19 protein-coding genes are annotated in these 24119 nt (G+C 37.7%); all 19 read right to left on the reverse strand.

What is annotated here, in order from left to right:
- Positions 1-109 precede the first annotated feature (109 nt).
- Entirely contained in the window at positions 110-439 is a 330-nt protein-coding gene (locus IV84_RS04570; RefSeq protein WP_052694539.1) for a hypothetical protein, read from the reverse strand.
- 169 nt (positions 440-608) lie between these two features.
- Positions 609-2447 carry a translation elongation factor 4 gene (gene lepA / locus IV84_RS04575; protein WP_046871985.1) on the reverse strand — a complete coding sequence of 613 codons (1839 nt, stop codon included), beginning with the start codon at positions 2445-2447 and terminating at the stop codon, positions 609-611.
- 203 nt (positions 2448-2650) lie between these two features.
- On the reverse strand, positions 2651-3805 hold the full coding sequence (gene dnaJ, locus IV84_RS04580) for a molecular chaperone DnaJ (protein ID WP_046871984.1): 1155 nt from the start codon (positions 3803-3805) through the stop codon (positions 2651-2653).
- Positions 3806-3912: 107 nt separating this feature from the next.
- Positions 3913-5787, reverse strand: coding sequence for a molecular chaperone DnaK (dnaK, locus tag IV84_RS04585; protein ID WP_056986174.1), 1875 nt, complete (start codon positions 5785-5787; stop codon positions 3913-3915).
- Between the two features lie 24 nt (positions 5788-5811).
- The gene (gene grpE, locus IV84_RS04590) at positions 5812-6450 is read right to left on the reverse strand and encodes a nucleotide exchange factor GrpE (RefSeq protein ID WP_046871982.1); all 639 of its coding nucleotides are present in this window, start codon (positions 6448-6450) and stop codon (positions 5812-5814) included.
- 14 nt (positions 6451-6464) lie between these two features.
- Positions 6465-7514 carry a heat-inducible transcriptional repressor HrcA gene (gene hrcA / locus IV84_RS04595; RefSeq protein WP_046871981.1) on the reverse strand — a complete coding sequence of 350 codons (1050 nt, stop codon included), beginning with the start codon at positions 7512-7514 and terminating at the stop codon, positions 6465-6467.
- Positions 7515-7611: 97 nt separating this feature from the next.
- Complete coding sequence (gene ribF / locus IV84_RS04600) at positions 7612-8559, reverse strand: riboflavin biosynthesis protein RibF (RefSeq protein ID WP_046871980.1); 948 nt, start codon at positions 8557-8559, stop codon at positions 7612-7614.
- A gap of 10 nt (positions 8560-8569) precedes the next feature.
- Entirely contained in the window at positions 8570-9487 is a 918-nt protein-coding gene (truB, locus tag IV84_RS04605; RefSeq protein WP_046871979.1) for a tRNA pseudouridine(55) synthase TruB, read from the reverse strand.
- A gap of 111 nt (positions 9488-9598) precedes the next feature.
- Positions 9599-9952 carry a 30S ribosome-binding factor RbfA gene (rbfA, locus tag IV84_RS04610; protein ID WP_046871978.1) on the reverse strand — a complete coding sequence of 118 codons (354 nt, stop codon included), beginning with the start codon at positions 9950-9952 and terminating at the stop codon, positions 9599-9601.
- A gap of 10 nt (positions 9953-9962) precedes the next feature.
- A complete protein-coding gene (gene infB / locus IV84_RS04615; RefSeq protein WP_056986175.1) occupies positions 9963-12596 on the reverse strand; it encodes a translation initiation factor IF-2 in 2634 nt (877 codons plus the stop codon).
- Between the two features lie 4 nt (positions 12597-12600).
- On the reverse strand, positions 12601-12915 hold the full coding sequence (locus IV84_RS04620) for a L7Ae/L30e/S12e/Gadd45 family ribosomal protein (protein WP_046871976.1): 315 nt from the start codon (positions 12913-12915) through the stop codon (positions 12601-12603).
- Positions 12908-13204, reverse strand: a complete 297-nt coding sequence (gene rnpM, locus IV84_RS04625) for an RNase P modulator RnpM (protein ID WP_046871975.1) — start codon at positions 13202-13204, stop codon at positions 12908-12910. The genes IV84_RS04620 and rnpM overlap by 8 nt, the downstream gene beginning before the upstream one ends.
- A gap of 27 nt (positions 13205-13231) precedes the next feature.
- Positions 13232-14332, reverse strand: coding sequence for a transcription termination factor NusA (gene nusA / locus IV84_RS04630; protein ID WP_056986176.1), 1101 nt, complete (start codon positions 14330-14332; stop codon positions 13232-13234).
- Positions 14333-14347: 15 nt separating this feature from the next.
- Positions 14348-14821, reverse strand: coding sequence for a ribosome maturation factor RimP (gene rimP, locus IV84_RS04635; protein WP_046871973.1), 474 nt, complete (start codon positions 14819-14821; stop codon positions 14348-14350).
- Between the two features lie 123 nt (positions 14822-14944).
- Positions 14945-19273 (reverse strand): PolC-type DNA polymerase III, encoded by a 4329-nt coding sequence (locus IV84_RS04640; protein WP_056986177.1) that lies wholly within the window; start codon positions 19271-19273, stop codon positions 14945-14947.
- Positions 19274-19416: 143 nt separating this feature from the next.
- Complete coding sequence (locus tag IV84_RS04645; RefSeq protein WP_046871971.1) at positions 19417-21132, reverse strand: proline--tRNA ligase; 1716 nt, start codon at positions 21130-21132, stop codon at positions 19417-19419.
- Positions 21133-21153: 21 nt separating this feature from the next.
- On the reverse strand, positions 21154-22422 hold the full coding sequence (gene rseP, locus IV84_RS04650) for an RIP metalloprotease RseP (protein ID WP_056986178.1): 1269 nt from the start codon (positions 22420-22422) through the stop codon (positions 21154-21156).
- Between the two features lie 17 nt (positions 22423-22439).
- Positions 22440-23225 carry a phosphatidate cytidylyltransferase gene (locus IV84_RS04655; RefSeq protein WP_046871969.1) on the reverse strand — a complete coding sequence of 262 codons (786 nt, stop codon included), beginning with the start codon at positions 23223-23225 and terminating at the stop codon, positions 22440-22442.
- A gap of 13 nt (positions 23226-23238) precedes the next feature.
- Complete coding sequence (locus IV84_RS04660; RefSeq protein ID WP_056986179.1) at positions 23239-24009, reverse strand: isoprenyl transferase; 771 nt, start codon at positions 24007-24009, stop codon at positions 23239-23241.
- Positions 24010-24119 lie beyond the last annotated feature (110 nt).

Genomic DNA, 24119 nt, shown 5'->3' on the forward strand with positions numbered 1-24119 from the left:
ATTGACCATCTAGGAAAACCTTACACTAACGATAGTCAATGTTACGTTTCTAAACAAAAAACGCACCCGCCGAATCTTCGTTCAGACCAGTCAGCTGCGTTGCAAATCATTATTTTGTTGTAACCTTTTTTGAATCAACACTGTTTCGTTTAGTTGATGCTTTATCTGTAGTATCAACATGTTTTTTCAAATACTTAATTAACTCAGATTCATGCTTAAAAATACGTGGATGTTGTTGTTTGTGCATCCGTAAATCAATTTCGTGAATCTTAATTCGCCCAGTCCAAGTATGCGAATATTTGATAATTAAACGGTTATTCAATTCTTCTTTTCCAAACTTAAACACATAAACATTTTCAGGAGTCATTAATGGTCTGAAATAACGTTTTTCATATTTATATTTATTGGAGTTCATGAACTGTTTCGTTCGCTTTAAAATAACTAACACCTCCAAAAAATTGTTCAAAGCGTCTTAATCTCGTTTCTCGTTAATCATTATATTAAGCTATTATCAGTAAAAAGTAAACTAATCTGCTGAGATTACCTATTTCAAACTAATAATTAATACAATAAATACTATCTAATAAAGTCTATTACATAAATTTTACTTATTTGTCATCTTGTTCTGTATCAGTCTGCAAAACAGCCATGAAGGCTTCTTGTGGAATTTCCACTGTGCCAACTGACTTCATTCGCTTTTTCCCACGTTTCTGTTTGTCTAACAGCTTGGCTCTACGATCTGGATCACCCGTATGAATCTTAGACGTGACATCTTTTCGGTAAGCCTTGATATTAGTTCGTGAAATTATCTTCGCACCAATTGCGGCCTGAATTGGGATTTCAAAGTTTTGTCTTGGAATAATCTTCTTCAAACGTCCTGTAATTTCAATTGCGCGTTGTTTGGCAAAATCACGATGCGCAATGAAACTAAGGGCGTCCACCTTGCTACCGTTTAAAAGAATATCAATTTTAACTAAATCGCTTGGTCGGTAATCTTCCAATTCATAATCTAAAGATGCATAGCCATGGGTACTAGATTTAAGTTTATCAAAAAAGTCAAAAATAATTTCTGACAATGGTAAATAGTAAACCACATTAACCCGATATGTGTCTAAATAATCCATCGTGTCGAATACTCCTCGACGATGCTGACATAGTTCCATTACAGGTCCAACATAATCGTTAGGCACCATAATGGAAGCTTTTACGAATGGTTCCTTAACGCTCTTAATATTGGCTGCGTCTGGCATGTCAGAGGGATTTTCAACAACTTTTTCTCCACCATCTGTTAACTCAACGTGATACGTTACTGATGGCGCCGTGGTAATAAGGTCTAAATTAAACTCTCTTTCTAGTCTTTCTTGAATGACATCCATGTGTAGTAATCCCAAGAACCCACACCGAAATCCGAATCCTAATGCTTGTGATGATTCAGGTTCAAACTCGAGGGCAGCATCATTCAACTGTAATTTTTCTAAAGCTTCACGCAATTCATTGAACTTGGCATTATCGGTTGGATAGAGTCCTGCATAAACCATGGGACTCATTTCCCGATACCCATGGAGGGCTTCTTTCGCAGGTGTTTTGCTGCTAGTTACCGTATCACCAACTCGCGTATCCTTAATATCTTTGATGCTGGCCGTTAAATAACCCACATCACCAGACATTAAATAATCACGCTTGATTGGTTTAGGAGAGTTTACCCCTACTTCTGTAACTTCATATTCGGTTCCACTATTCATTAATCGAATGTGGTCTCCAGGTTTAACGGTACCTTCAAACAAACGCACACTCAAAACAACGCCACGATAGTCATCATATTTAGAGTCAAAAATTAAGGCTTTTAAAGGACCGTCTAAATCTCCAGTGGGTGCAGGAACTTTCGCAACTATTTGTTCTAAAAGTTCACCAATTCCAATTCCTTTTTTGGCACTCGTTAAAACAGCGTCAGAAGCATCCAATCCAATGACATCCTCAATTTCTTTTCGTACTTTTTCAGGATCTGCGGACGGAAGATCAATTTTATTAATTACAGGAACGATTTCAAGATCATCATCCAGTGCTAAGTAAACATTAGCAAGGGTTTGGGCCTCCACACCTTGAGCAGCATCCACCACTAAAACAGCTCCTTCACAAGCTGCAAGGCTTCGAGAAACTTCATATGAAAAGTCGACATGTCCGGGGGTATCAATTAAATGAAAAATGTACACTTCACCATTTTTTGCCGTGTAGTGTAATTCTACTGCATTTAATTTAATAGTAATTCCACGTTCACGCTCAAGATCCATTGAATCTAACAATTGGTCTTGCATATCTCGTTTAGCCACAGTATCGGTTAATTCCAAAATTCGATCTGCCAAAGTTGATTTTCCGTGATCAATATGGGCAACAATTGAGAAATTTCTAATATGCCGCTGACGATCTTTTAAATCTTTGTATTCTGGCATTTTATTCCTACTTTCATCAAACTTCATTTAACCTATTATAGCAACGTTTTACGACAATCTCAATTAATGGATTTTAAAGTTAGCTGAACCGTTCCTATCTTTAAAAAAAACAAAAACACGTTCCAAAGTAGTGATGCCAAATGCCCCAATTGAAAATTGGATTATTCGAATCGCTTATTACTTTTTTCCGCGTTTTCTATTTACTATTTAAATTTATCGAAGAAACCGCCTTTACCACTGCCTGAGACTTGTTCGCCACTAGCCTTGGCAAATGATTGCATAGCTTCCCGTTGCTCATGATTTAAGTTCTTAGGTGTTTTAATAATTACGGTAACTTGTTGGTCACCGTTACCATTTCCACGTAAACGCGGTGCTCCCTTGCCTCTTAAACGGAAGGTAGTCCCTGTTTGTGTTCCAGCAGGAACCTTCATCTTCACATCACCATGAACTGTTTTAACCTTAATCTCGTCACCAAGTGCTGCCTGAACAAATGTAATTGGCTGATCCAAATATATCTCTGCACCATCTCGTTTGAAGACTTTACTTGGGGCTACTCGGAAGATAATAAACAGATCACCATATCCACCTTGGTTGGAACCAGCTTCACCTTGTCCTTGTAGCCGCATTTGCTGACCATCTTCAACTCCAGCGGGTACAGTAACTTTAACCTCATGACGCTCATTAACACGTCCAGATCCTTGACAAGTTGGGCACTTCTCTTTAATTTCTTTCCCAGTTCCGTGGCAAACATCACAGACTTGTTGAGAAACCATGCGACCCAATGGTGTGTTTTGTGTAACTTGGATGTAACCAGCACCATGACACTTTGAACAGGTTTTTGGGGAAGTTCCTGGTTTTGCTCCCGTACCGTTACATGTATCACAGGTTGCTTCTCGATTATATTTAATGGTCGTCTTTTTCCCAAACACACCTTCCTCAAAGGTAAGATCCATTTGGTATTGTAAATCTTCTCCAGTTTGTGGTTGGTTTGGTTGAGCACTTCGTGTACGGCCACCACCGTTACCACCACCAAAGAATTGACTGAAAATATCATCAAAGCCGCCGCTGCTACCGCCAAAGCCACCGAAGTCGGAAGAATTAAATCCACCGCCACTTCCGCCGCCAAAGCCAGCATTTTCATCAGCAGAACCATATTGATCATAACGAGCACGCTTTTGGTCATCGCTTAAAACTTCATAAGCTTCATTAACGTCTTTAAACTTTTGTTCCGCGTCAGGGGCCTTGTTTAAATCAGGATGGTATTTCTTCGACAATTTACGATATGCTTTTTTTATTTCATCAGCAGATGCGTCTTTGGATACTCCCAGGATTTCATAGTAATCTTTATTCTCTGCCATTATGAACCTCCATTTTTATCAATAAACATAGAATATCACAGACTAAATGCAATAAAAAGCCAAAGTCCATTTTGACTTTGACTTTTTATTAACTATCAAGTAATTAATTACTTGTTTTTGTCTTTGTCAGGATCTACTTCTTCAAAGTCACCATCGACGGTTCCCTTATCATCTTTTTTACCAGATGTTGCAGAATCACCTTTACTGCTATCGGCTTTACCGCCCTTAGCTTTCTCCTTGTCTTGAGCCTGTTGATATAATTTAACTGAAAGGTCTTGAACAATCTTATTCAAGTCATCTTTCTTTGTCTTCATATCTTCGATGTTATTGTCTTTTTGTGCTTTCTTCAAAGCATCTTCAGCATCTTTAGCTTTTTTAATTTCTTCCTTGGATACTTTACCATCAAGCTCTTTAAGTGTCTTATCTGTTGTAAAGATTAATTGTTCAACCTCGTTTTTAAGATCAACTTCCTCTTTACGTTTCTTATCAGCATCGGCATTTTCTTTAGCTTCATTCATCATTCGATCGATTTCTTCGTCTGAAAGGCCCGAAGAACTCTTGATTGTGATCTTCTGATTCTTACCAGTTCCCTTATCAGTTGCGGAAACATTAACGATACCGTTTTTATCAATATCAAACTTAACTTCAATTTGTGGTACACCACGAGGTGCTGTAGGAATATCTGTTAATTGGAATCTCCCAAGTGTCTTGTCATCTGCAGCCATTGGTCTTTCACCTTGGAGCACATGAATGTCAACAGCTGGTTGATTATCAGCGGCAGTAGAGAAGACTTGTGACTTACTTGTAGGAATCGTTGTATTACGATCAATCAACTTAGTGAAGACGCCACCCATTGTTTCAATTCCTAATGACAATGGTGTGACATCAAGTAAAACAACATCCTTAACGTCACCAGTTAATACACCACCTTGAACTGCAGCACCAATAGCAACAGCTTCATCAGGGTTAATAGAATGGTTAGGCTCTTTACCTGTCCATTCCTTTACAGCTTCTTGGACAGCTGGAATACGTGTTGAACCACCATTAAGAATAACTTCGTCAAGATCACTGCTTGAAAGGCCAGCATCACGCAAAGCATTGTCTACAGGAGTCTTTGTACGTGCAACTAAGTCAGATGTCATTTCATCAAATTGGGCACGTGTTAAAGTTTTATCCAAATGTAATGGGCCATTAGCACCAGCAGAAATAAATGGTAAACTAATTTGTGCTTCATTAACACCAGATAAGTCTTTCTTAGCCTTTTCAGCAGCATCCTTTAAACGTTGTAATGCCATTTTGTCTTGAGAAAGATCGACACCATTTTCTTTTTTGAATTCAGATACTAACCAGTCGATGATCTTTTGATCAAAGTCATCACCACCAAGATGTGTATCACCATTTGTAGAAAGTACTTGGAAGACACCATCGCCTAATTCAAGAATAGAAACATCAAATGTACCACCGCCAAGATCATAAACTAAAACTTTTTCATCTTTATCTTTTTTATCTAGCCCATAAGCTAAAGCAGAAGCAGTTGGTTCATTAATAATCCGATCAACTTGTAATCCAGCAATTTTACCAGCATCTTTAGTAGCTTGTCGTTGAGAATCATCAAAGTATGCTGGAACAGTAATAACGGCCTTTTCAACTGTATCACCAAGATAATCTTCTGCATAATGTTTCAAATATTCCAAAATCATTGCAGAAATTTCTTGAGGTGTATATGTCTTACCATTTGCTGAAACAGTATAACCACTTTCACCAATATGACGTTTGATAGATACGATTGTGTCCGGGTTTGTAATTGCTTGTCGTTTGGCAACTTCACCAACTTGGGTTTCACCATTTTTAAAAGCTACAACTGAAGGTGTTGTACGATTACCTTCAGGATTTGTAATGATCTTTGGCTTATCGCCTTCGAGGACTGCAACTGCAGAATTTGTTGTTCCTAAATCAATTCCAATAATTTTATTACTTGCCATTTTAATTATCCTTCTTTATATTTTTTATTGTGCCACAACAACCATTGCTGGTCGTAAAACACGATCTTTTAACATATAACCTTTTTGTAAAACACTAACAACCTGATCTGCTTTTTTTCCATCTTCAGCAGCAACAGTTTGGACCGCCTGATGAATTTGAGGGTCAAAGGTTTGTCCCTCAGCCTTAATTTCAGTTACATTATGATCTTTAAGTGCTTTATTCATATGGTCATAAACCATTTGAATTCCCTTTTTCAATTGGATTCCACTCTCATCAGAAACCTTAATAGCCAAAGCACGTTCCAAATTGTCAATAACCGGAAGAATATCTTTAGCCAACTGCTGACCATCATATTTAACTAGTCCGGCTTGCTCTTTTTCGTTGCGTTTTTGAATGTTGGCAATTTCAGCCTTTGAACGAATATACTGATCAGTTATAGCATTAACTTTACCAGTCAACTCGGAAACTTGTGTTTGCAATTCTTCAATTTGTTGATTTGTTTTACTATGCTTTTTTAACTTTTTCCCTGGTTTATTCTTTTCTGATTTATTTTCTGATTCAACTGTAGCTTTTTTTGCTGACTTGTCTTTTGGGGCTTCCTCAGTTGAATTTACAGCTTCTTCATTTTTTTTAGTTTCTTTATTTTCTTTTTTTTCAGACACTACATTCACACCTCTCAAATATCATCAATATCGTGGTAATAATCTATTAATCGTTGCGCTAATTCCGTTCGAAACGCACCAACCAATCCAATCATTCTAGAATATGGCATACTAGTCGGTCCCAAAATTGCAATGACTCCCTTACCATGCTGATCTACATCATAAGTAGCTGTAATCAGGCTATAATTTTTTAACAAATTATTGGTGATTTCATTGCCAATTTGAACTTGGATGTTGTGATCTAATGATCCTCCTAATACACTAGCAAGATCTGTTGATCGTCCCATCAGTGAATATAACGATCGAATAGAGCTTGGATCTGGATGTTTTGAAAAATTCAAGAGATTTAAACGACCACCAACAAAGAAATGCTCTGTAGATGATTTTTTCAAAATTTCTTCAAAAACATCTAAAAATCCTTCTGGAGTCTCGATATACTTACCAACCTGAATAGGAATATCTGTCTCTAATCGCTTAAACACCTCACCTAAAGTTAATCCAACTAACTGATCATTAATAATTCGAATTACGGATTCTAATGCCTCTGGATTAACGTTTTTTGGTACTTTAAATGTTCGATTTTGTACGCTACCATTATCAGTAACTAAAATCGCCATAACTCGATGATTCCCAAGTGGTACTAATCGAAAACCTTCAAGTTTAGCATCCTTCAGTTCCGGTTTCACAGTAAAAGCAGTATAGCTAGTTAATTGGGAAAGCATGTCTGCAGATTCAGCAACAATATCATCAATTTCTTGAAACTGTTGATTAAACGAGGAACGAATTTTTCGCAAATCACTTGATTGAACCTTATCAGGTTTTAACAAATGATCTACATAATAACGATAGCCCTTAATTGAAGGAACTCGACCAGAAGATGAATGGGTCTTTTTAAGTAACCCCATTTCTTCTAGCGTCGCCATCTCGTTTCGAATTGTAGCCGAACTAACATGGATTGGTAATTTACTAACTAATGCCTTTGAACCAACCGGTTGTCCGTCGTCCGTGTAAATTTGAACGATTGCTTTCAAAATCAGTAACTCTCTATCTGTCAGCAAAACCATCACCTCTTTTAGCACTTAGCACATTGAAGTGCTAAGACACTATTAAAGATAACAAAGGTTCTTCAAAAAGTCAACAATAAACTTTGACCTTTATTGACTATATAGTTAAATTCGCAAAATATTGGCGAATATTCTTTTCGTCAAGCTTTAATTGTTCAATTAATCCTTCAACGGCATCAAACTTTATCTCACCACGAACGTAATGATACCAATCAACTCGAACCATTTCGCCATAAATTTCTTGATCAAAATCAAAAATGTTAATTTCGATAGTAATTGGCCGATGCTCTCCAAAAGTAACATTTCTTCCAATAGAGGCCATTCCTGGCCACCATTTTGAACCGATTTTTATCCGAACGGCATAAATACCAATTCCTGGAATTCTTGATTTTGGATCAGATAAAATATTGGCAGTTGGAAAGCCAAGTGTGCGGCCACGAGCCTCACCATGAACTACTAAACCAGTAGTTTGATAAGTATATCCAAGGAACAGATTAGCATGATCTACATTACTCTGTTTTAGATCTGTTCTGATTCGAGTCGAACTCACTTTTTCACCATCCAACAGTAATTCTGGAACAGTTACAATCGTAAAACGATCTTTAGCGTATGTCGGAAGATGATCCATATCTGCAATTTCACGTGGTCCGTAAGTATAATCAAAGCCCGCAACAATAACCTTGGCATGAAGTTGCACCATGTATTGGTCAACAAAATCTTGGGGAGACAGTTTGGCCAGATTAGATGTAAAACTTACCACATACAATAAATCGACACCAAATTTTTGCATTAATTCCGCCTTACGTTCTACGGAACTTAAATAAATTGTGCCATCCAATCCTGGTTTAGGAAACACAACCGAAGGATGATGATCAAATGTCATTGCTGCAAGTGGTAAATCCCGTTGATCAGCCTCTTTTCGTGCCTGTTTTAAGACAGCCTGATGTCCCAGATGAACACCACCAAAAAATCCCATAGCCAGCACTACATTTTTATCTTTAATTTGGTTTTGATTGTATGGATGATGTAAATAAATGATTTTCATGTGAGCCCTCCTACTTGGTTAGAAACATGGTCAAAGGGCGATATGCTGCCCTTTCTTGATCATATTGATATAATGCTTGAACACGATCATCGTAAGTTAAAACAAGGACCGGTTCTGCTGATTGCGACTGGTTGAAGTTGCTTCGTTTTAAAACCGCTCCATTTTGGACCCTGGTCCATAAATCATCATTTAACGCAAAGTGAGGATATTTTTTCAATGCGTGATCTAACGGAACTAATAAATTCTCGACAATCTTATTTTCAACAGCCTCTTCTAATTGCGCAAAGGTGACAGTGTCTTCAATCTGAAAATTACCACTTTCCGTTCGAGTTAACCGAGACATGACAGCTGGAACCTCAAGCTTTTTCCCCAAATCAACTGCTAAGGTCCGCACATAAGTCCCCTTACTGCACGCCACTTTAAAGTTTATGGTTTGTGTATTATTTTGTGAATTAAAAGTAGTCTCACCGCAACGTTCAAAAGATTTGATGGTTATTTTTCGTGCTGGTCTTTCTACTTCAATCCCTTGACGTGCATATTCATATAATTTTTTTCCGTTAATTTTAATGGCCGAATACATTGGCGGAATTTGTGTAATTTCGCCGACAAAGCTTTGCATAGCTCTATCAATTTCAACGTTTGAAAATGCCTGCCTTAAAGCAAGTTGATCAACAATTTCACCATCAACATCTTCAGTAGTTGTGGAGAACCCTAAGGTTACAGCTCCTTCATAAACTTTGCCAGAAGCCATTAAGTATGGCACCACTTTGGTAGCTTTACCTACACAGATTGGCAAAACACCATCTACATTTGGATCCAAAGTTCCACTATGACCAACCTTTTTTTGATGCAAAATGCCACGAATTTTGGCAACACAATCAAAACTTGTCATGCCACGTGGTTTATACAAAGGAACAATTCCATTCATGTAAATGTCCTCCTAATTTTCCTGTTAAATTATATCATAGTTGAATAAATGACGATAAAAAAAGAATGGTCCTTAAACTTCAGGCCATTCTTTTGCGTAATAAATAGAAAACTATTCTTTTGTATTAAGTTTATTGATCAATTGATCTATTCGACTACCATATTGAACAGATGCATCACGTTCAAAAATTAATTCTGGCGTTTTGTAGATTGATAATCGCGAACCCAGTTCACTGCGAATTAAGCCTTTTGCTTTTTCAAGTCCCAACGCAACTTTTTCACCGTCAGAAGCTTTATCTGACAAAATACTGTAGTAAACAGTAGCCTGCTGAAGATCACCAGTAACATTAGCACCTGTAATTGTGATTCCTTGAACCCGTGGATCACGAACCCGCTTACGCAGGATGTCACTAACTTCTTTTTCTATCTCTTGACCAAGGCGATCAGAACGATATTGTCTTGCCATTTGGAACCTCCTATTCTACAGGAACTTCTTTCATGATATAGGCCTCAACCACATCATTAACTTTGATATCGTTGTAGCCGTCAATTGTAAGACCTAATTCAAATCCCTGTTTAACCTGTTTAGCATCATCTTTGAAACGTTTTAAGCTTGCTAACTTGCCTTCGTAAATGACTACACCATCACGAATTAAGCGAACGCCACTATCCTTTTGAATATAACCTTCTGTGACATAACCGCCAACAACAGTTCCAACATGAGAAACTTTATAAATCTGACGAACTTCAACCTGACCAGTGATTTCTTCTTTGTAGGTTGGTTCAAGCATACCCTTCATTGCTGATTCCACTTCATCAATGGCGTTGTAAATAACACGATGTAAACGAATATCTACGTCTGAAGAATCGGCAAGCTGCTTAGCTTGATTGGTTGGACGTACATTAAATCCAATAATAATTGCATTGCTAGCTTCAGCTAAGGCTACATCACTTTCGTTAATTGCACCAACGGCGGTATGAATAATATTGACACGAACACCTTTCACATCAATCTTTTTCAAGCTACCAGAAAGAGCCTCAACAGAACCTTGTACATCAGCCTTAATGATGATGTTAACTTCTTTCATTTCTCCTTCTTTAAGAGAATCAAATAAGTTATCTAAAGTAACGTGGTTATCTGCGCGCCGTTCTTCCATCAGTGCAGATTTAGCACGTTCTTCACCAACGGCACGAGCAGTTTTCTCATCATCAAATACAACGAATCGATCCCCAGCTTCTGGAACATCATTTAATCCAGTAATTTCAACTGGTGTAGAAGGTGTAGCCTCTTTGACACGTCGGCCAAGTTCATTTGTCATTGTTCGGATTCTACCAAATGTATTCCCAACAACAATCGGATCACCAACCCGCAAAGTTCCTGTTTGAACAAGGACTGTAGCGATAGATCCCTTGCCAGGATCTAGACTGGCTTCAATAACAGAGCCCGCACCATTTTGGTCTGGATTAGCCTTTAATTCCATAACTTCAGCTTGGAGAAGAATCATATCTAGAAGTTCATCGATATTTTTACCAAACTTCGCAGAAATTTCTACAAAGATGGTATCACCACCCCAGTCTTCAGAAACTAAACCATATTCTGTTAACTGTTCCATAACGTGTTTAGGATTTGCACCTGGTTTATCAATCTTGTTAACTGCTACGATAATGGGAACCTTTGCAGCTTTAGCATGATTAATAGCTTCAATTGTTTGTGGCATAACCCCATCATCAGCAGCTACTACCAAAACCGTAATGTCAGTAATATCAGCACCACGAGCTCGCATTTCAGTAAATGCGGCATGTCCAGGTGTATCCAAGAATGTAATTGATTTACCATCATGTTCTACTTGATAAGCACCAATTGCCTGGGTAATTCCACCTGCTTCACCAGCGGTAATATGACTGTGACGAAGATTATCCAATAAGGTTGTCTTTCCGTGATCAACATGGCCCATAATTGTAACTACTGGGGGACGGCTTACAAGATGATCTGTGTTACTTTCCTCTTTTTCAAACATCTTATCGATATTTGACACATCAACTTCTTGTTTCTTTTGCGCCTTAATCCCGTAATCATCAGCCAAAATTTCAATAATATCTTTATCTAGCGACTGGTTTTGATTAACCATGACGCCAAGCATAAACAATTTTTTGATAATTTCTGCTGGTTCACGATGAATCTTCTTAGCGATTTCAGCAACATTGGTACCATCATCGTACTCAAAAACATCTGGTAATGGCTTATTCTTCCGTACTGATGCAGGTTTATTGTTTACTTCACGTAAACGGCCATTTTTCTTAACCTTTTTTGTATATCTATTCCGATTATTGAAACGATTACGACCACCAAAACTAGAACCACGATTATTTCTTGAATTAGAAGAGCCTTGATTATTCCCATTTGAACGGTTGGAATTAGAGCTTGTTCGATTGGAATTAGAATTCGATTTATTGTAATTCGTGTTTGATCGGTTTGTGTTTGTTGTTCTGTTAGAACTAGTATTTGAACGATTGGAATTAGAGTTTACCGTTCTGTTTGAACTAGTATTTGATCGATTGGAATTTGTAGATTTGTTTGAGCTCGTATTTGATCTAGTTGAGCTAGTTGTTCGACTATTATTCGTTGAACTATTCTGATTAGAACGATTGTTTTGCGAATTATGACTTTGCGTATTTCGCGTATTATTTCTGGTTTGATTTTGACTAGAACTATGTTGCGCATGTGCCGTGTTGCTACTCTGTTTCTGTGCATGATTCGTATTTGCTGTCCCAGTTGTTGCAGGCTGCGTATGGTTCTGAGTCTGCTCATGACGACCCGGTTTGGCATTTTGCGATTGATGATTCTTTGTTCCATGATCACCGTTTCCGGATCGTTCTACAATTGTTTTGCCAGTCTTAGCAGACCGATACATGGTTGGCTTTTTAGTTGCTGTTCCTGTTTGTTTACTGTTATTTTTCACAAATGAAGAGCGAATTTTACGTTCCTCGTCTTCACCTAGTGTGGACATGTGGTTTTTAACATCAAATCCATCTTCTTTAGCCTTGGCAATGATATCCTTACTGGAAACATTAATTTCCTTAGCTAATTCGTATATGCGTTTTTTCCCCATATCTTCACGCTCCTTCTTCAATATTTAATTTTAATAATGCTTTTGCGAATCCTTGATCTTCGATTGCAACTACCGTTCTTGCTTGCCCAATTGATTGACTTATCTCAATTCGATTCATAAATGAGATCAACGGGACTTTATAAGTAGTACACTTATCAGAAATTTTCTTTTGAGTTGCAGCTCCCAAATCCGTACTGGCAACCACGACTTTTGCTCTTTGGCTTCGAATTGATTGTAACACTTGTTGTTCACCAGATATCAATTTTCCAGCTCTTCTTGCCAAACCAAGCAGATTAGAAAAACGATCGCGTTCATTCATCTTTAAAAAGTTCCTTCCGTGCTTGTTGATGGTCAACATAAGCAATCAATTCATCATAGAAGTCATCATCTACTTTGATTTTAAATGCTTTATCAAAAGTTCTTTCGGTTTTGGCACGTTGGGCAATTTTTACATCTAAGCTAATGTATGCACCTCTACCAGGCTTTTTACCAGTCGGGTCCAAGGATACCTCATCGGCTTTGTTCTTCACAACCCGAACCAGTTCTTTTTTCGGAAACATTTCACCCGTCACGATATCCTTGCGCAACGGAATTTTTCTTTTTTTCATAACTGTTGAGCCTCCAATCAAGTACGCTTATTTAGCGTCTGATTCTGAATCTGAATTTTCAGTAGTATCTTCATCTGATTCTTCAACCAAGTTTTTGGCATCAGTTTCTGATTTAATATCAATTTTATAACCGGTTAATTTAGCTGCCAAACGGGCATTTTGTCCTCTTTTACCAATTGCTAAGGATAACTGATAATCTGGAACAATTACCATACAAGCACGCTCATTTTCTTCATCAAACAAGACATCTACAACTTCAGCTGGATTTAATGCGTTAGAGATATATTTTGCAGCATCGTCTTCCCATTCTACGATATCCATATTCTCACCGTTTAATTCATTCACGATGGTTTGAACACGTTGCCCACGAGGACCAACACAAGTTCCAACAGCATCAATGTCAGGGTCGTTAGACCGAACGGCAACCTTTGCACGATCACCAGCCTCACGAGCTACTGAGACGATTTCAACGGTTCCATCAAAAATTTCAGGAACTTCTTGTTCAAATAGCCGCTTTAATAAATCTGGCGTACTTCGACTAACAAACACTTGGGCACCTTTACCGCTATTTTCAACCTTTGTCACATAGACCTTAATATGGTCGTGTGGCTCATAACGTTCGGTTGGAATTTGGTCAGCCTTAGACATAACGGCTTCAACACCATTAAGATCGACATAAACAAATCGATTATCGCGTCTTGCAACTTCACCGGTTACAATTTCATTTTCATACTCACTGTACTTATTATAAACGATTTCACGTTCGGCTTCACGAACTCGCTGTAAGATAACTTGTTTAGCGGTTTGAGCAGCAATTCGACCAAAATTCTTGGGGGTTACTTCAAACTTGATATGATCTCCAAGTTCGTATGCTTTGTTAATTGCTAAAGCATCAGTTAGACTCACCTGTTGTTGACTATCCTCAACATCTTCAACAACTTCTTTAACTGCATATACATGGATATCGCCCTTTTTTTCATCAAAGTCTACATCCACATTTTGAGCCTGATCGTAGTTACGTTTATAAGCAGAAACTAACGCTGCCTCTAAGGCATCAATGACGACTTCTTTTTTGATTCCCTTCTCCTCTTCCAGAGTATTGAGGGCACTAACCATTTCTTTGCTCATTTTAGATTCTCCTTTTTAAAACTTGATTGCAAAACGCGCAAATCCAACCTGTTTCACATCAAATTGCTTACTAATCTTTCTAGTCTTAGCCATATACGTCAATGTTAAAGATGCATCTGAGTAGTCGTCTAATGTTCCTTCGAAGACTTTTTGTCCATCAACTGGCGCATATAAAGAAATATGAATATACTGGCCCACTGCACGATGCCAGTCATCAGAGGTTTTAATTGGCCGTTCAGCACCAGGCGAAGAAACCTCTAAGAAATAAGCCTCTGGAAATGGATCAGGATCTAAGCTATCTAGTTTTTCACTAATTTCATCACTAGCCTCGGCACAATCTTCGATGGTAATACCACCCGGCTTATCAATATAAACGCGGAGATACCAGCTTTTTCCTTCTTTTACAAACTCAATGTCCACTAAATCAAAATTGTGGGATTCAATGAGGGGTCCTACTTCTTTTTGCACGGTTTCTACGACACTTGCCAAACTTAAACCTCCAATAAATTTCAAATATTCTCAAGAAAAAGAGTGAGCATTATCTGCTCACTCACTTGCTGCACTTAGATTCACTAACAATTATAACATATCACATGATACCGTTCAAATTGGTTACATATCAAACAAGGATAATTGATTTTCATCTGGTAAATCAGCCAAAACACCATTTTCAGTCATAAAATCAATCAAAGTTTTTGAAACTTTTCCACGTTTTGAAAGGTCTTCTTTTGAAAGAAATGGCTTATCTTCACGAGCTGCCACGATCTGTTTGGCAACATTTAATCCTAATCCAGGAACAGCATTAAACGGTGCTAACAAAGAATTACCGTCAATTACCCATTGCGAAGCATCAGACTTGTTCACATCAACCATCTTAAATGTAAAACCACGTTCAAGCATTTCGTTGGCCAACTCTAATACAGTCAAAAGATTTTTTTCTTTTGTGGAAGCATCCATTCCCTTATCGTTAATGTCTTTCATTGCTTTTTTTACTGCATCCTTGCCGTGTGACATAGAAACCAAATCAAAATCATCTGCACGAACACTAAAATAGGCACTGTAATATAGAATTGGAAAATATACTTTAAAGTATGCAATTCTAAGGGCCATCAAAACGTAGGCAGAAGCATGCGCTCGTGGGAACATATACTTAATTTTGCCACAAGAATCAATGTACCAATCGGGCACGTTAGAGTCCTTCATCTTTTTCTCATCACCATCGGGAATTCCCCGACCGTGACGAACACTTTCCATAATTTGGAAAGACGTTTGCGAGTCCATCCCATAATGAATTAAATCGGTCATGATATTATCACGACAACCAATGACATCTTTCAAAGTTACGGTTCCAGCTTTGATTAACTCTTCAGCATTTCCTAACCAGACATCAGTTCCATGAGAAAGGCCAGAAATTTGAAGTAATTCAGCATACGTTGTCGGATGAGTTTCCTCTAACATCCCGCGAACAAATCGGGTTCCAAATTCTGGCACCCCAAATGTTCCCGTTTTGGACTGAATTTGTTCCTCCGTTACTCCTAGAACTTCAGTTCCAGAAAATAATTTCATAACTCCAGGATCATCTGTAGGAATCGTTTTTGGATCAATTCCAGAAAGATCTTGTAACGCACGAATCATAGTTGGATCATCATGTCCTAAAATATCCATTTTCAGAATATTATCATGGATAGAATGAAAATCAAAATGCGTCGTTTCCCAAGCAGCCGACTGATCATCTGCAGGATATTGAATTGGCGTGAAGTCATAAATATCCATATAATCCGGCACAATCAAAATTCCTGCTGGATGTTGTCCAGTCGTCCTTTTAACTCCAGTGGCACCAGATGATAGCCGGTCAATTTCAGCATTACGGAATGTCTGACCGGTATCCCGTTCGTATGCTTTTACGTATCCATAGGCCGTTTTATCAGCGACTGTTCCAATTGTTCCAGCTCGAAACACATTTTTCTGTCCGAATAAGACTTGCATATAATTATGTGCAATTGGTTGATAATCTCCAGAAAAGTTTAAATCAATATCAGGTACCTTATCACCTTTGAAACCTAAGAACGTCTCAAATGGAATGTCTTGACCGTCACCAATTAACGGTGTTTGACACTTTGGACAATTTTCGTCAGGTAAATCAAATCCGGATCCATACTCACCTTTGGTATAAAACTTGGTGTACTGACAATTTGGACATCGATAGTGTGGTGGTAGCGGATTAACCTCCGTAATTCCCGACATGGTAGCCACTAAACTAGATCCAACCGATCCTCGAGATCCAACCAAGTACCCATCTTTATTACTTTTATGAACAAGTCGCTGGGCAATTAAATAAATAACGGAAAATCCATTACCAATAATACTTTTCAGTTCCTTGTCCAAACGTTCTTTAACTATTTGAGGTAACGGATCACCATAAAGGGCATGGGCTTCATCCATCGTTAACTTTTCAATTTGAGCTTCAGCCCCAGGAACCTTAGGTGTATAAAGCTTGTCTTTAACAGGTTTCACATCATTTACCATGTCGACAATCCGATTGGGGTTTGTCACAACGATTTCTTCTGCTTTTTCTTTACCTAAGAAGGCAAATTCATCCAACATTTCATTAGTCGTTCTGAAGTGAACGTCTGGTAACTTCGATCGATTAAGCGGATTAGCTCCCCCTTGAGAATTAATCAAAATCTTTCGATAAATGTAATCTTCAGGATTGAGATAATGAACGTCACCAGTCGCAACAACCGGTTTTTTTAACTCTTTTCCAAGATCCACAATATTAGATAAAATTTCTTCTAGATGACGATTATCTTGAATTAAACCTTGTTCAATTTCTGGCTGATAGACAGGTTTTGCCATCACTTCTAGATAATCATAAAATTTAGCCTTTTGTTTGGCCTCTTCCTTACCTTTTTGCATCATAGCTGTAAAGACTTCACCGCTACTGCAAGCCGACCCAACCAAAATCCCATCTCGTAAACGAGATAGTTCAGATTTAGGAATTCGCGGAACTCGATAATAGTATTTTACATTAGAAAGTGAAACCAACCGGAATAGGTTCTTTAATCCGGCCTGGGTTTGTGCAATCAAAACTGCATGTGCTGGCCGAGCGTGTTTATACGCGTCATTTTCAGTCATGTGTTCATTGAGCTGGCTGTGATAATTAATGTGATAGCGGTCTTCCGCATCTTTCAAAAATAGATGGCACAAATGTCCTGTTGATTCGGCATCATAAATTGCACGATGGTGATGCTCTAAGCTGACTCCAAATTTCTTAGCTAACGTGTTTAAACGATAACTCTTCAACGTTGGATACAAGAATCGTGCTAAGGTCAGCGTATCAATGATTGGATTGGTAATTGGTGGCATACCATAACGTGCATATCCCGTATCCATAAAGCCAATATCAAACGTCACATTATGGCCTACAACAATGGCATCTCCATAAAATTCTCGAAAAAGTGAGAACACTTCTTTTTCTGACTTAGAGCCATGCACCATTTCATCTGTAATACTTGTTAAATTAGTTGTGACTTCGGATAATGGAAATCCTGGATCAATAAACTCTTCAAATTGATCAATAACGTTACCATCCTGCATTTTTACCGCAGAAAGTTCAATTACCTTATCATAAATTGCCGAAAGCCCCGTTGTTTCTGTATCGAACACCACATAAGTTGCCCCTTTAAGGGGAATTTTTTTATCGTTATATCCGATCGGAACGCCATCATCAACCAAGTTAGCTTCAACGCCATACAAAATCTTGACATGGTTTTTCTTACCAGCAGCATACGCATCCGGAAAAGCTTGTAACCCAGAGTGGTCTGTTACTGCAATTGCTTTTTGACCCCATTTAGCAGCCTGATTTACATAATCAGTAATGTTATTTGTCGCATCCATCTGGCTCATATTGGTATGCAGATGAAGTTCAACGCGCTTCTTATCCGCAGGTGCGGTGTCCTTACGTGTTGCATGACTAACTTCCATCACATCATAAGCATTAAGCGTAAGGTCTCTCATGAAAGTATCCTCTTGAATACTCCCACGAACTTTAACCCAAAGCCCCTTTTTAATGTTTGCAAATAATTGTTCTTCTGCTTCATTTTTGGAGAACTTTTTTACTGTAATTGAGGAACTATAATCAGTAACTTTAAAAATTAATAATTGTCGTTTTGACCGTAGCGTTCTAACTTCGGCGTCAAAAATATATCCTTCAATAACCGCTGAACGTTCTTCTTGTGTAATTTGATCCAGCCGAGTAACTTCTGCATCTGGATTAATTTGTTTACCAATCCGAACTGGCCCGCCATCCGGAACGCCACTTGCTTGTCTTTGTTGTCGCTTCTCACTTTGTTCCAAAATTGCTTGAGAGGCTTTTTTTGCTAATTCTGCATCACTTTTTTCTTTTTTGGCCTTCAACTCTTTAATCATACTTTGAGAATCTGAATCATCAATAATGGTGTGAATTGAGAATTCTGGAAAACCGTACTGTTGGTAAGTGCTTTCAATTGGTCCAAGAGCGGTTGATGTTAAAAAATTTTGAACAACTTCATTTTGAGCAGCAAAAATAACCCGACCATCATTCATATATGGCAAGTTATGTCCACATAGTTTCTGAGTAAGAGGCGAAGAGATGTGGCTATTTTTGACAATCCAGTCCCAATAATTTGCAATCAGATGACCGTCTAATTCTGATGTATGGGTTTTAATCTCAAATGACACTGTTGCAATCGAGTTAAAAGCCATTTGTAAATGGTTATAAAATTGTTGAAATACTTCAAAAGGTAAACATTCTTTAAATTGAAAAGAAAATTCCCAAATCTTTGATTTTTTATGAACGACTACCTTTTTTATTTCAGCCTTTTCAAAACTTGGTTCATTAAGCTGAGGATAGTCAATTTGTTCGAGAAGTTTTTGAAATTGCTCACTAGTATTTAAACTCAAAATTTGATTCCTTCCCCTTTCGCAAAACTAAACAAATATTTTAATATTCATGAATATAACGACAAGTTGATATTCAAACTAACCTCTCATCAACCTGCCGTTATTATAATTATTATGCTGTTGATACTGCCCTAAAATTGTTTTTAATTATCATTTTTAAGAAGGATACCAACCGAATTTTCTAATTCTGCAATTTTTACTTCTAACGTCTCCCCAGTATCTCGTAGCTTAACCTCTACAATACCATCTGAAGATTTTTTACCCACTGTAATTCGAACAGGAATTCCAATTAAATCAGAATCAGCAAACTTAACTCCGGCCCGTTCCTTACGATCATCAACAAGAACTTCATAACCAGCGTTGGTCATCGTATCTGAAATTTGATTAGCCAAATCCATTTGTTCTTTATTCTTGGCATTTACTGGAATCACGTGAATATCAAATGGTGCAATTTTACTTGGCCAAACTAAGCCGTGGTCATCTGCTTTTTGTTCCGCAATTGCTGATAACAATCGGCTAACACCAATTCCGTAACACCCCATAATAACTGGCTTAGAACGACCGTTTTCATCTAAAATAGTGGCTCCGAGTGAATCAGAGTAACGAGTTCCAATTTTAAAAATATGACCAATTTCAATTCCTTTAGTAAACTTTAGCTTGCCTTTACCATCCGGAGCCAGTTCACCCTCTTGAGCGGTTCTAAAATCGCCAAACTGGTTAACCTTCAAATCACGATCTAGATTTACATTCTTGTAATGGTACCCATTTTGGTTAGCACCCGTAATAGCGTTATTCATCATTTTAACGTAAAAGTCAGCCAAAATTGTAACATCCTTCGAATCTACCCCAACAGGACCTAAAGACCCAAAATCAGCATTTAAATATTGTTCCGCCTGATCGTCAGTTGCAGCTACCAATTCGTCAACCTTAAGAAAATTCTTAACTTTAACTTCGTTTACTTGATCATCACCACGGACTAGTACCAATACCGGCTTCTCGTCTGCAATAAATAAAAGAGTCTTGATCAGTTTATTTGCTTTGACATTAAGAAATTTAGCAACTTCATCAATCGTTTTAGCATCAGGTGTTGCCACCTTTTCAAGTTCTTTTGGTGCCTCAGGTGCTGTCTTTGGTTCAATGTATTTGCTGCTAGCCATTTCCAGATTTGCAGCATAGTCACTTTCTTCAGAATATGCAATTGTATCTTCACCAACAGGGGCAATTGCAGAAAACTCTTTCGAATCGTTACCACCCATTGCACCAGCGTCACCCACAATTTCCCGATAATTCAAACCACAGGCATCAAAAATATTTTGATAAGCTTTTTCCATATCGCGAAAAGTTTTATCTAAACTATCAGTTTCGGCATGGAAAGAATAAGCATCTTTCATCAAAAATTCGCGTCCACGTAACAAACCATAACGAGGACGGTCTTCATCACGATACTTCATCTGAATTTGGTACAAAGTAAGTGGTAGACGCTTGTATGATTTTACCTCATCTCGAATAAGGGTTGTAAAAGTTTCTTCATGAGTAGGTCCAAGGATAAAATCACGGTCATGACGATTCTTAAATTTAAATAATTCTGGTCCATATGTTTCAAGACGACCCGACTTTTCCCATAGCTCAGCAGGAAGCACAGCCGGTACTAACATCTCAACTGCATCAATTTTTTCCATTTCAGCCCGAATAATTTTTTTGATTTTTTCAATTGTTCGAAAAGCGAGTGGTAAATAAGCGTACATACCGGCCGAAACCTGGCGAATATAACCAGCACGCAGCATCATCTGATGGCTTTTTGCCTCAGCATCATTAGGTACTTCCTTCAAAGTCGGAATTAATATTTTCGATTGTTTCATGTTTTCCTCCACAAATAAGTATTATTTTAAGAAATAACGTTGGATGTCATTCCAAGTCACAAGAATCATCAAAAGCATAAGAAGTCCAAAACCAATAAGGGTGATAATTCCTTCTGTTTCTGGTTTTAAAGGCTTTCTTCGAATTCCTTCAATAAAGTTAAGCAGAATTTTTCCACCATCCAACGCTGGAATTGGAATCAAATTAACAATTCCTAAATTTAACGATAAATAAGCCAACATCGTTAGTACCGAAGTAAAACCTAATTTAGCGGCAGCAGAAGTCTGTGCGTAAATGGCAACTGGACCACCAAAATCGTTAACACTGACACCATGGGTAATCATATGACCTAAAAGAGCAAAAATCATAGAGGTTAACCGCCAAGTTTCAGTAAAACCGTATGCAATTCTCGCAGTTATACTCTTAGTCATCGTACTTTCAATCCCGATTTGACCAGTTTTTGATCCATTCTGTTTAACCGATTTAGGCGTAATCTGCAAATTGATTCGTTTTGAATTTCGTTGAACTCTCATTTTGGTTTTTTTACCTGGACGACCTGAAATAGCATCCTGTAAATCTGACCAAGATTTTGTACTTTTGCTATTTACAGAAACAATTCGGTCCTGGGATTTTAATCCTGCCTTGGCCGCAACTGAATCATGTATTACAACAACTTGATTTGAATTTGTTGGAACTTGCCCTTGGAGAATACCAACTAACGCAAATACAACAATGGCCAGAATAAAATTATTCATTGGTCCAGCAAAATTAGTTAGAATCCTTTGCCATAACTTGGCTGACTGGAATTGAACATCTTTCGGCGCAATTCGAACCTTCGTTCCATCTGACTCAATAATAGATGCGTCATGATCAACTTCATAACGTTTAAGAGTCTGTTCATCACCGTTTTCATATCCTTCAATCCAAAGGTCATTTTCCAAGTCACTTCCGGTAACTTCAATCGGAATTCCATTCAAAAGCGTCGTATCATGACTCGTGTTAATTGTTTCTATTTTTCCATTATCACCAGTAATTAAACTAACTGGCATTCCTGGTTTTAATTCTTCATCAGTATCTTCAAGTCCTGCCATCCGAACGTAGCCACCAATCGGTAGAATTCGAAGCGTATATGTGGTTGCATTTTTTGAATATGCGTAGATTTTAGGACCCATTCCAATTGAAAACTCACGAACTAAGATCCCAGATTTTTTTGCAAAATAAAAGTGACCAAATTCATGAACAATAACCAGAATTCCAAATACAATTATGAATGTAATAATCGTCTGTATCAATGGCAAACCTCACTTTGTTAGATTAATCCAAACAGATGGGCAATAGGTAAAACTAACAGCATACTGTCAAAACGATCAAAGATTCCACCATGTCCTGGAAGAATATTTCCAGAATCTTTCACTGAAAAATATCGTTTTAATGCTGATTCGATTAAATCACCAAACTGACCTGTAATTGAAAGAATTAGTGTCAACAATATCATCAAAAGAAAATTATATTGGGTTGGGAAAAAGGCCAAAAATACTGTACCAACAACGGTACCTAAAATTGTGCCGCCAATCGACCCTTCCCAAGTCTTGTTAGGACTAATTGCGGGTGCCAACTTATGCTTGCCAAATCGCTTGCCAAATATATATGCACCACTGTCCGTAGACCAAATCACAAATAGGATGTATAACAACATTGATAATCCAACACTTCTAGCAGCAATAAAGTAGTTAAATCCAAAACCAATGTAAGCAACTGCCAAAGTAAGTGCTCCGGCATCATCAAAAGAAAAACGGTTTCGACTAAATACTGTTCTGATAAGAAAACCAATTATACACAAAAAGAAGATAAAAGTTTGATCAATTTGTGGTGGTAACCATCCGAACCAAGATGCCGGTGCAATTAAGGCAATAACCCCGATATCTGCAATAATCGCTTCTGGAGAAACCAAAAGTAATTTTTTCATCATTAAAACTTCATTAACGGCAATAAGTCCAAGGACAATTCCCGCAATATCGATTAGCCATTTTCCATACACAATTACCGGAATAAAGATAATCAAAGCAATAACAGCTGTTGTGACTCGTTGTTTCATTTTTCAAGCTCCCTTATTTTAGACCGCCAAAACGACGGTTTCTTTGTTGGTACTGATAAATACAATCTTTAAGTGTTTGATCAGAAAAATCTGGCCAAAGTTGATCTGTAAAAACTAATTCACTATAGGCAATTTGCCAGAGTAGAAAATTAGAAATTCGTTCTTCTCCACTCGTCCGGATTAATAAATCAGGATCCGCGTACGGCTTTAAATCAGCAGTCATCAAGTTTGAATCAATAGTTTCATCGGTGATTTCATCTAAAGTCAGTTCTTGATCTGAAACTTTCTGAGCAATTTTTTTCACTGCTGTAACTATTTCGGCTCGACCACCATAATTAAAAGCAAAATTCAATATCATACCAGTACACTGAGCAGTATCAGCTACAGCATTTTTTACAGCCGTTTGCGTATAGTCAGGCAATTGATCAACATAGCCAATCACATTAACGCGCACATTGGCTTTGATAAGGTCAGGAACAAAAGTATCAAAGAAATCAGCCGGTAGATGCATTAAAAAGCTTACTTCACCTGAAGGCCTTTTCCAATTTTCTGTTGAAAATGCGTATAAAGTTAAGACTTTGACGCCTAAATTACTTGCACTCATTGTAACTTTTTTAACAGTATTCATACCTTCTCGGTGGCCAGCAATTCTTGGTAAATGTCGTTTTTGTGCCCAGCGTCCATTCCCGTCCATAATAATAGCAACATGGTTAGGAATATGTTCATTCAATTGTTTTGGTGTTTCTGATTCAAGGCTATTTGGTTTATCGGATTTTGAAAACACACTATCACTCCATTTTATATAAGTACATAAACTCTATTTTAGCAGAAAACCTCCAAAGTTGATATTCTGTAAATAAAAATGTATGTGTCAAGTTTTAGTAGGTTGTACTT

The organism is Pediococcus damnosus (assembly GCF_001437255.1).
Classification (GTDB): Bacteria; Bacillota; Bacilli; order Lactobacillales; family Lactobacillaceae; genus Pediococcus; species Pediococcus damnosus.

Coding starts and splice junctions, on each gene's coding strand:
- dnaJ (WP_046871984.1), bottom strand. CDS start 3,805: ATGGCAGAGAATAAAGATTACTATGAAATCCTGGGAGTATCCAAAGAC.
- IV84_RS04655 (WP_046871969.1), bottom strand. CDS start 23,225: ATGAAACAACGAGTCACAACAGCTGTTATTGCTTTGATTATCTTTATT.
- lepA (WP_046871985.1), bottom strand. CDS start 2,447: ATGCCAGAATACAAAGATTTAAAAGATCGTCAGCGGCATATTAGAAAT.
- truB (WP_046871979.1), bottom strand. CDS start 9,487: ATGAATGGAATTGTTCCTTTGTATAAACCACGTGGCATGACAAGTTTT.
- ribF (WP_046871980.1), bottom strand. CDS start 8,559: ATGAAAATCATTTATTTACATCATCCATACAATCAAAACCAAATTAAA.
- nusA (WP_056986176.1), bottom strand. CDS start 14,332: ATGAGCAAAGAAATGGTTAGTGCCCTCAATACTCTGGAAGAGGAGAAG.
- infB (WP_056986175.1), bottom strand. CDS start 12,596: ATGGGGAAAAAACGCATATACGAATTAGCTAAGGAAATTAATGTTTCC.
- IV84_RS04645 (WP_046871971.1), bottom strand. CDS start 21,132: ATGAAACAATCGAAAATATTAATTCCGACTTTGAAGGAAGTACCTAAT.
- dnaK (WP_056986174.1), bottom strand. CDS start 5,787: ATGGCAAGTAATAAAATTATTGGAATTGATTTAGGAACAACAAATTCT.
- hrcA (WP_046871981.1), bottom strand. CDS start 7,514: ATGGTTTTGCTGACAGATAGAGAGTTACTGATTTTGAAAGCAATCGTT.
- rbfA (WP_046871978.1), bottom strand. CDS start 9,952: ATGGCAAGACAATATCGTTCTGATCGCCTTGGTCAAGAGATAGAAAAA.
- rnpM (WP_046871975.1), bottom strand. CDS start 13,204: ATGAAAAAAAGAAAAATTCCGTTGCGCAAGGATATCGTGACGGGTGAA.
- IV84_RS04620 (WP_046871976.1), bottom strand. CDS start 12,915: ATGAATGAACGCGATCGTTTTTCTAATCTGCTTGGTTTGGCAAGAAGA.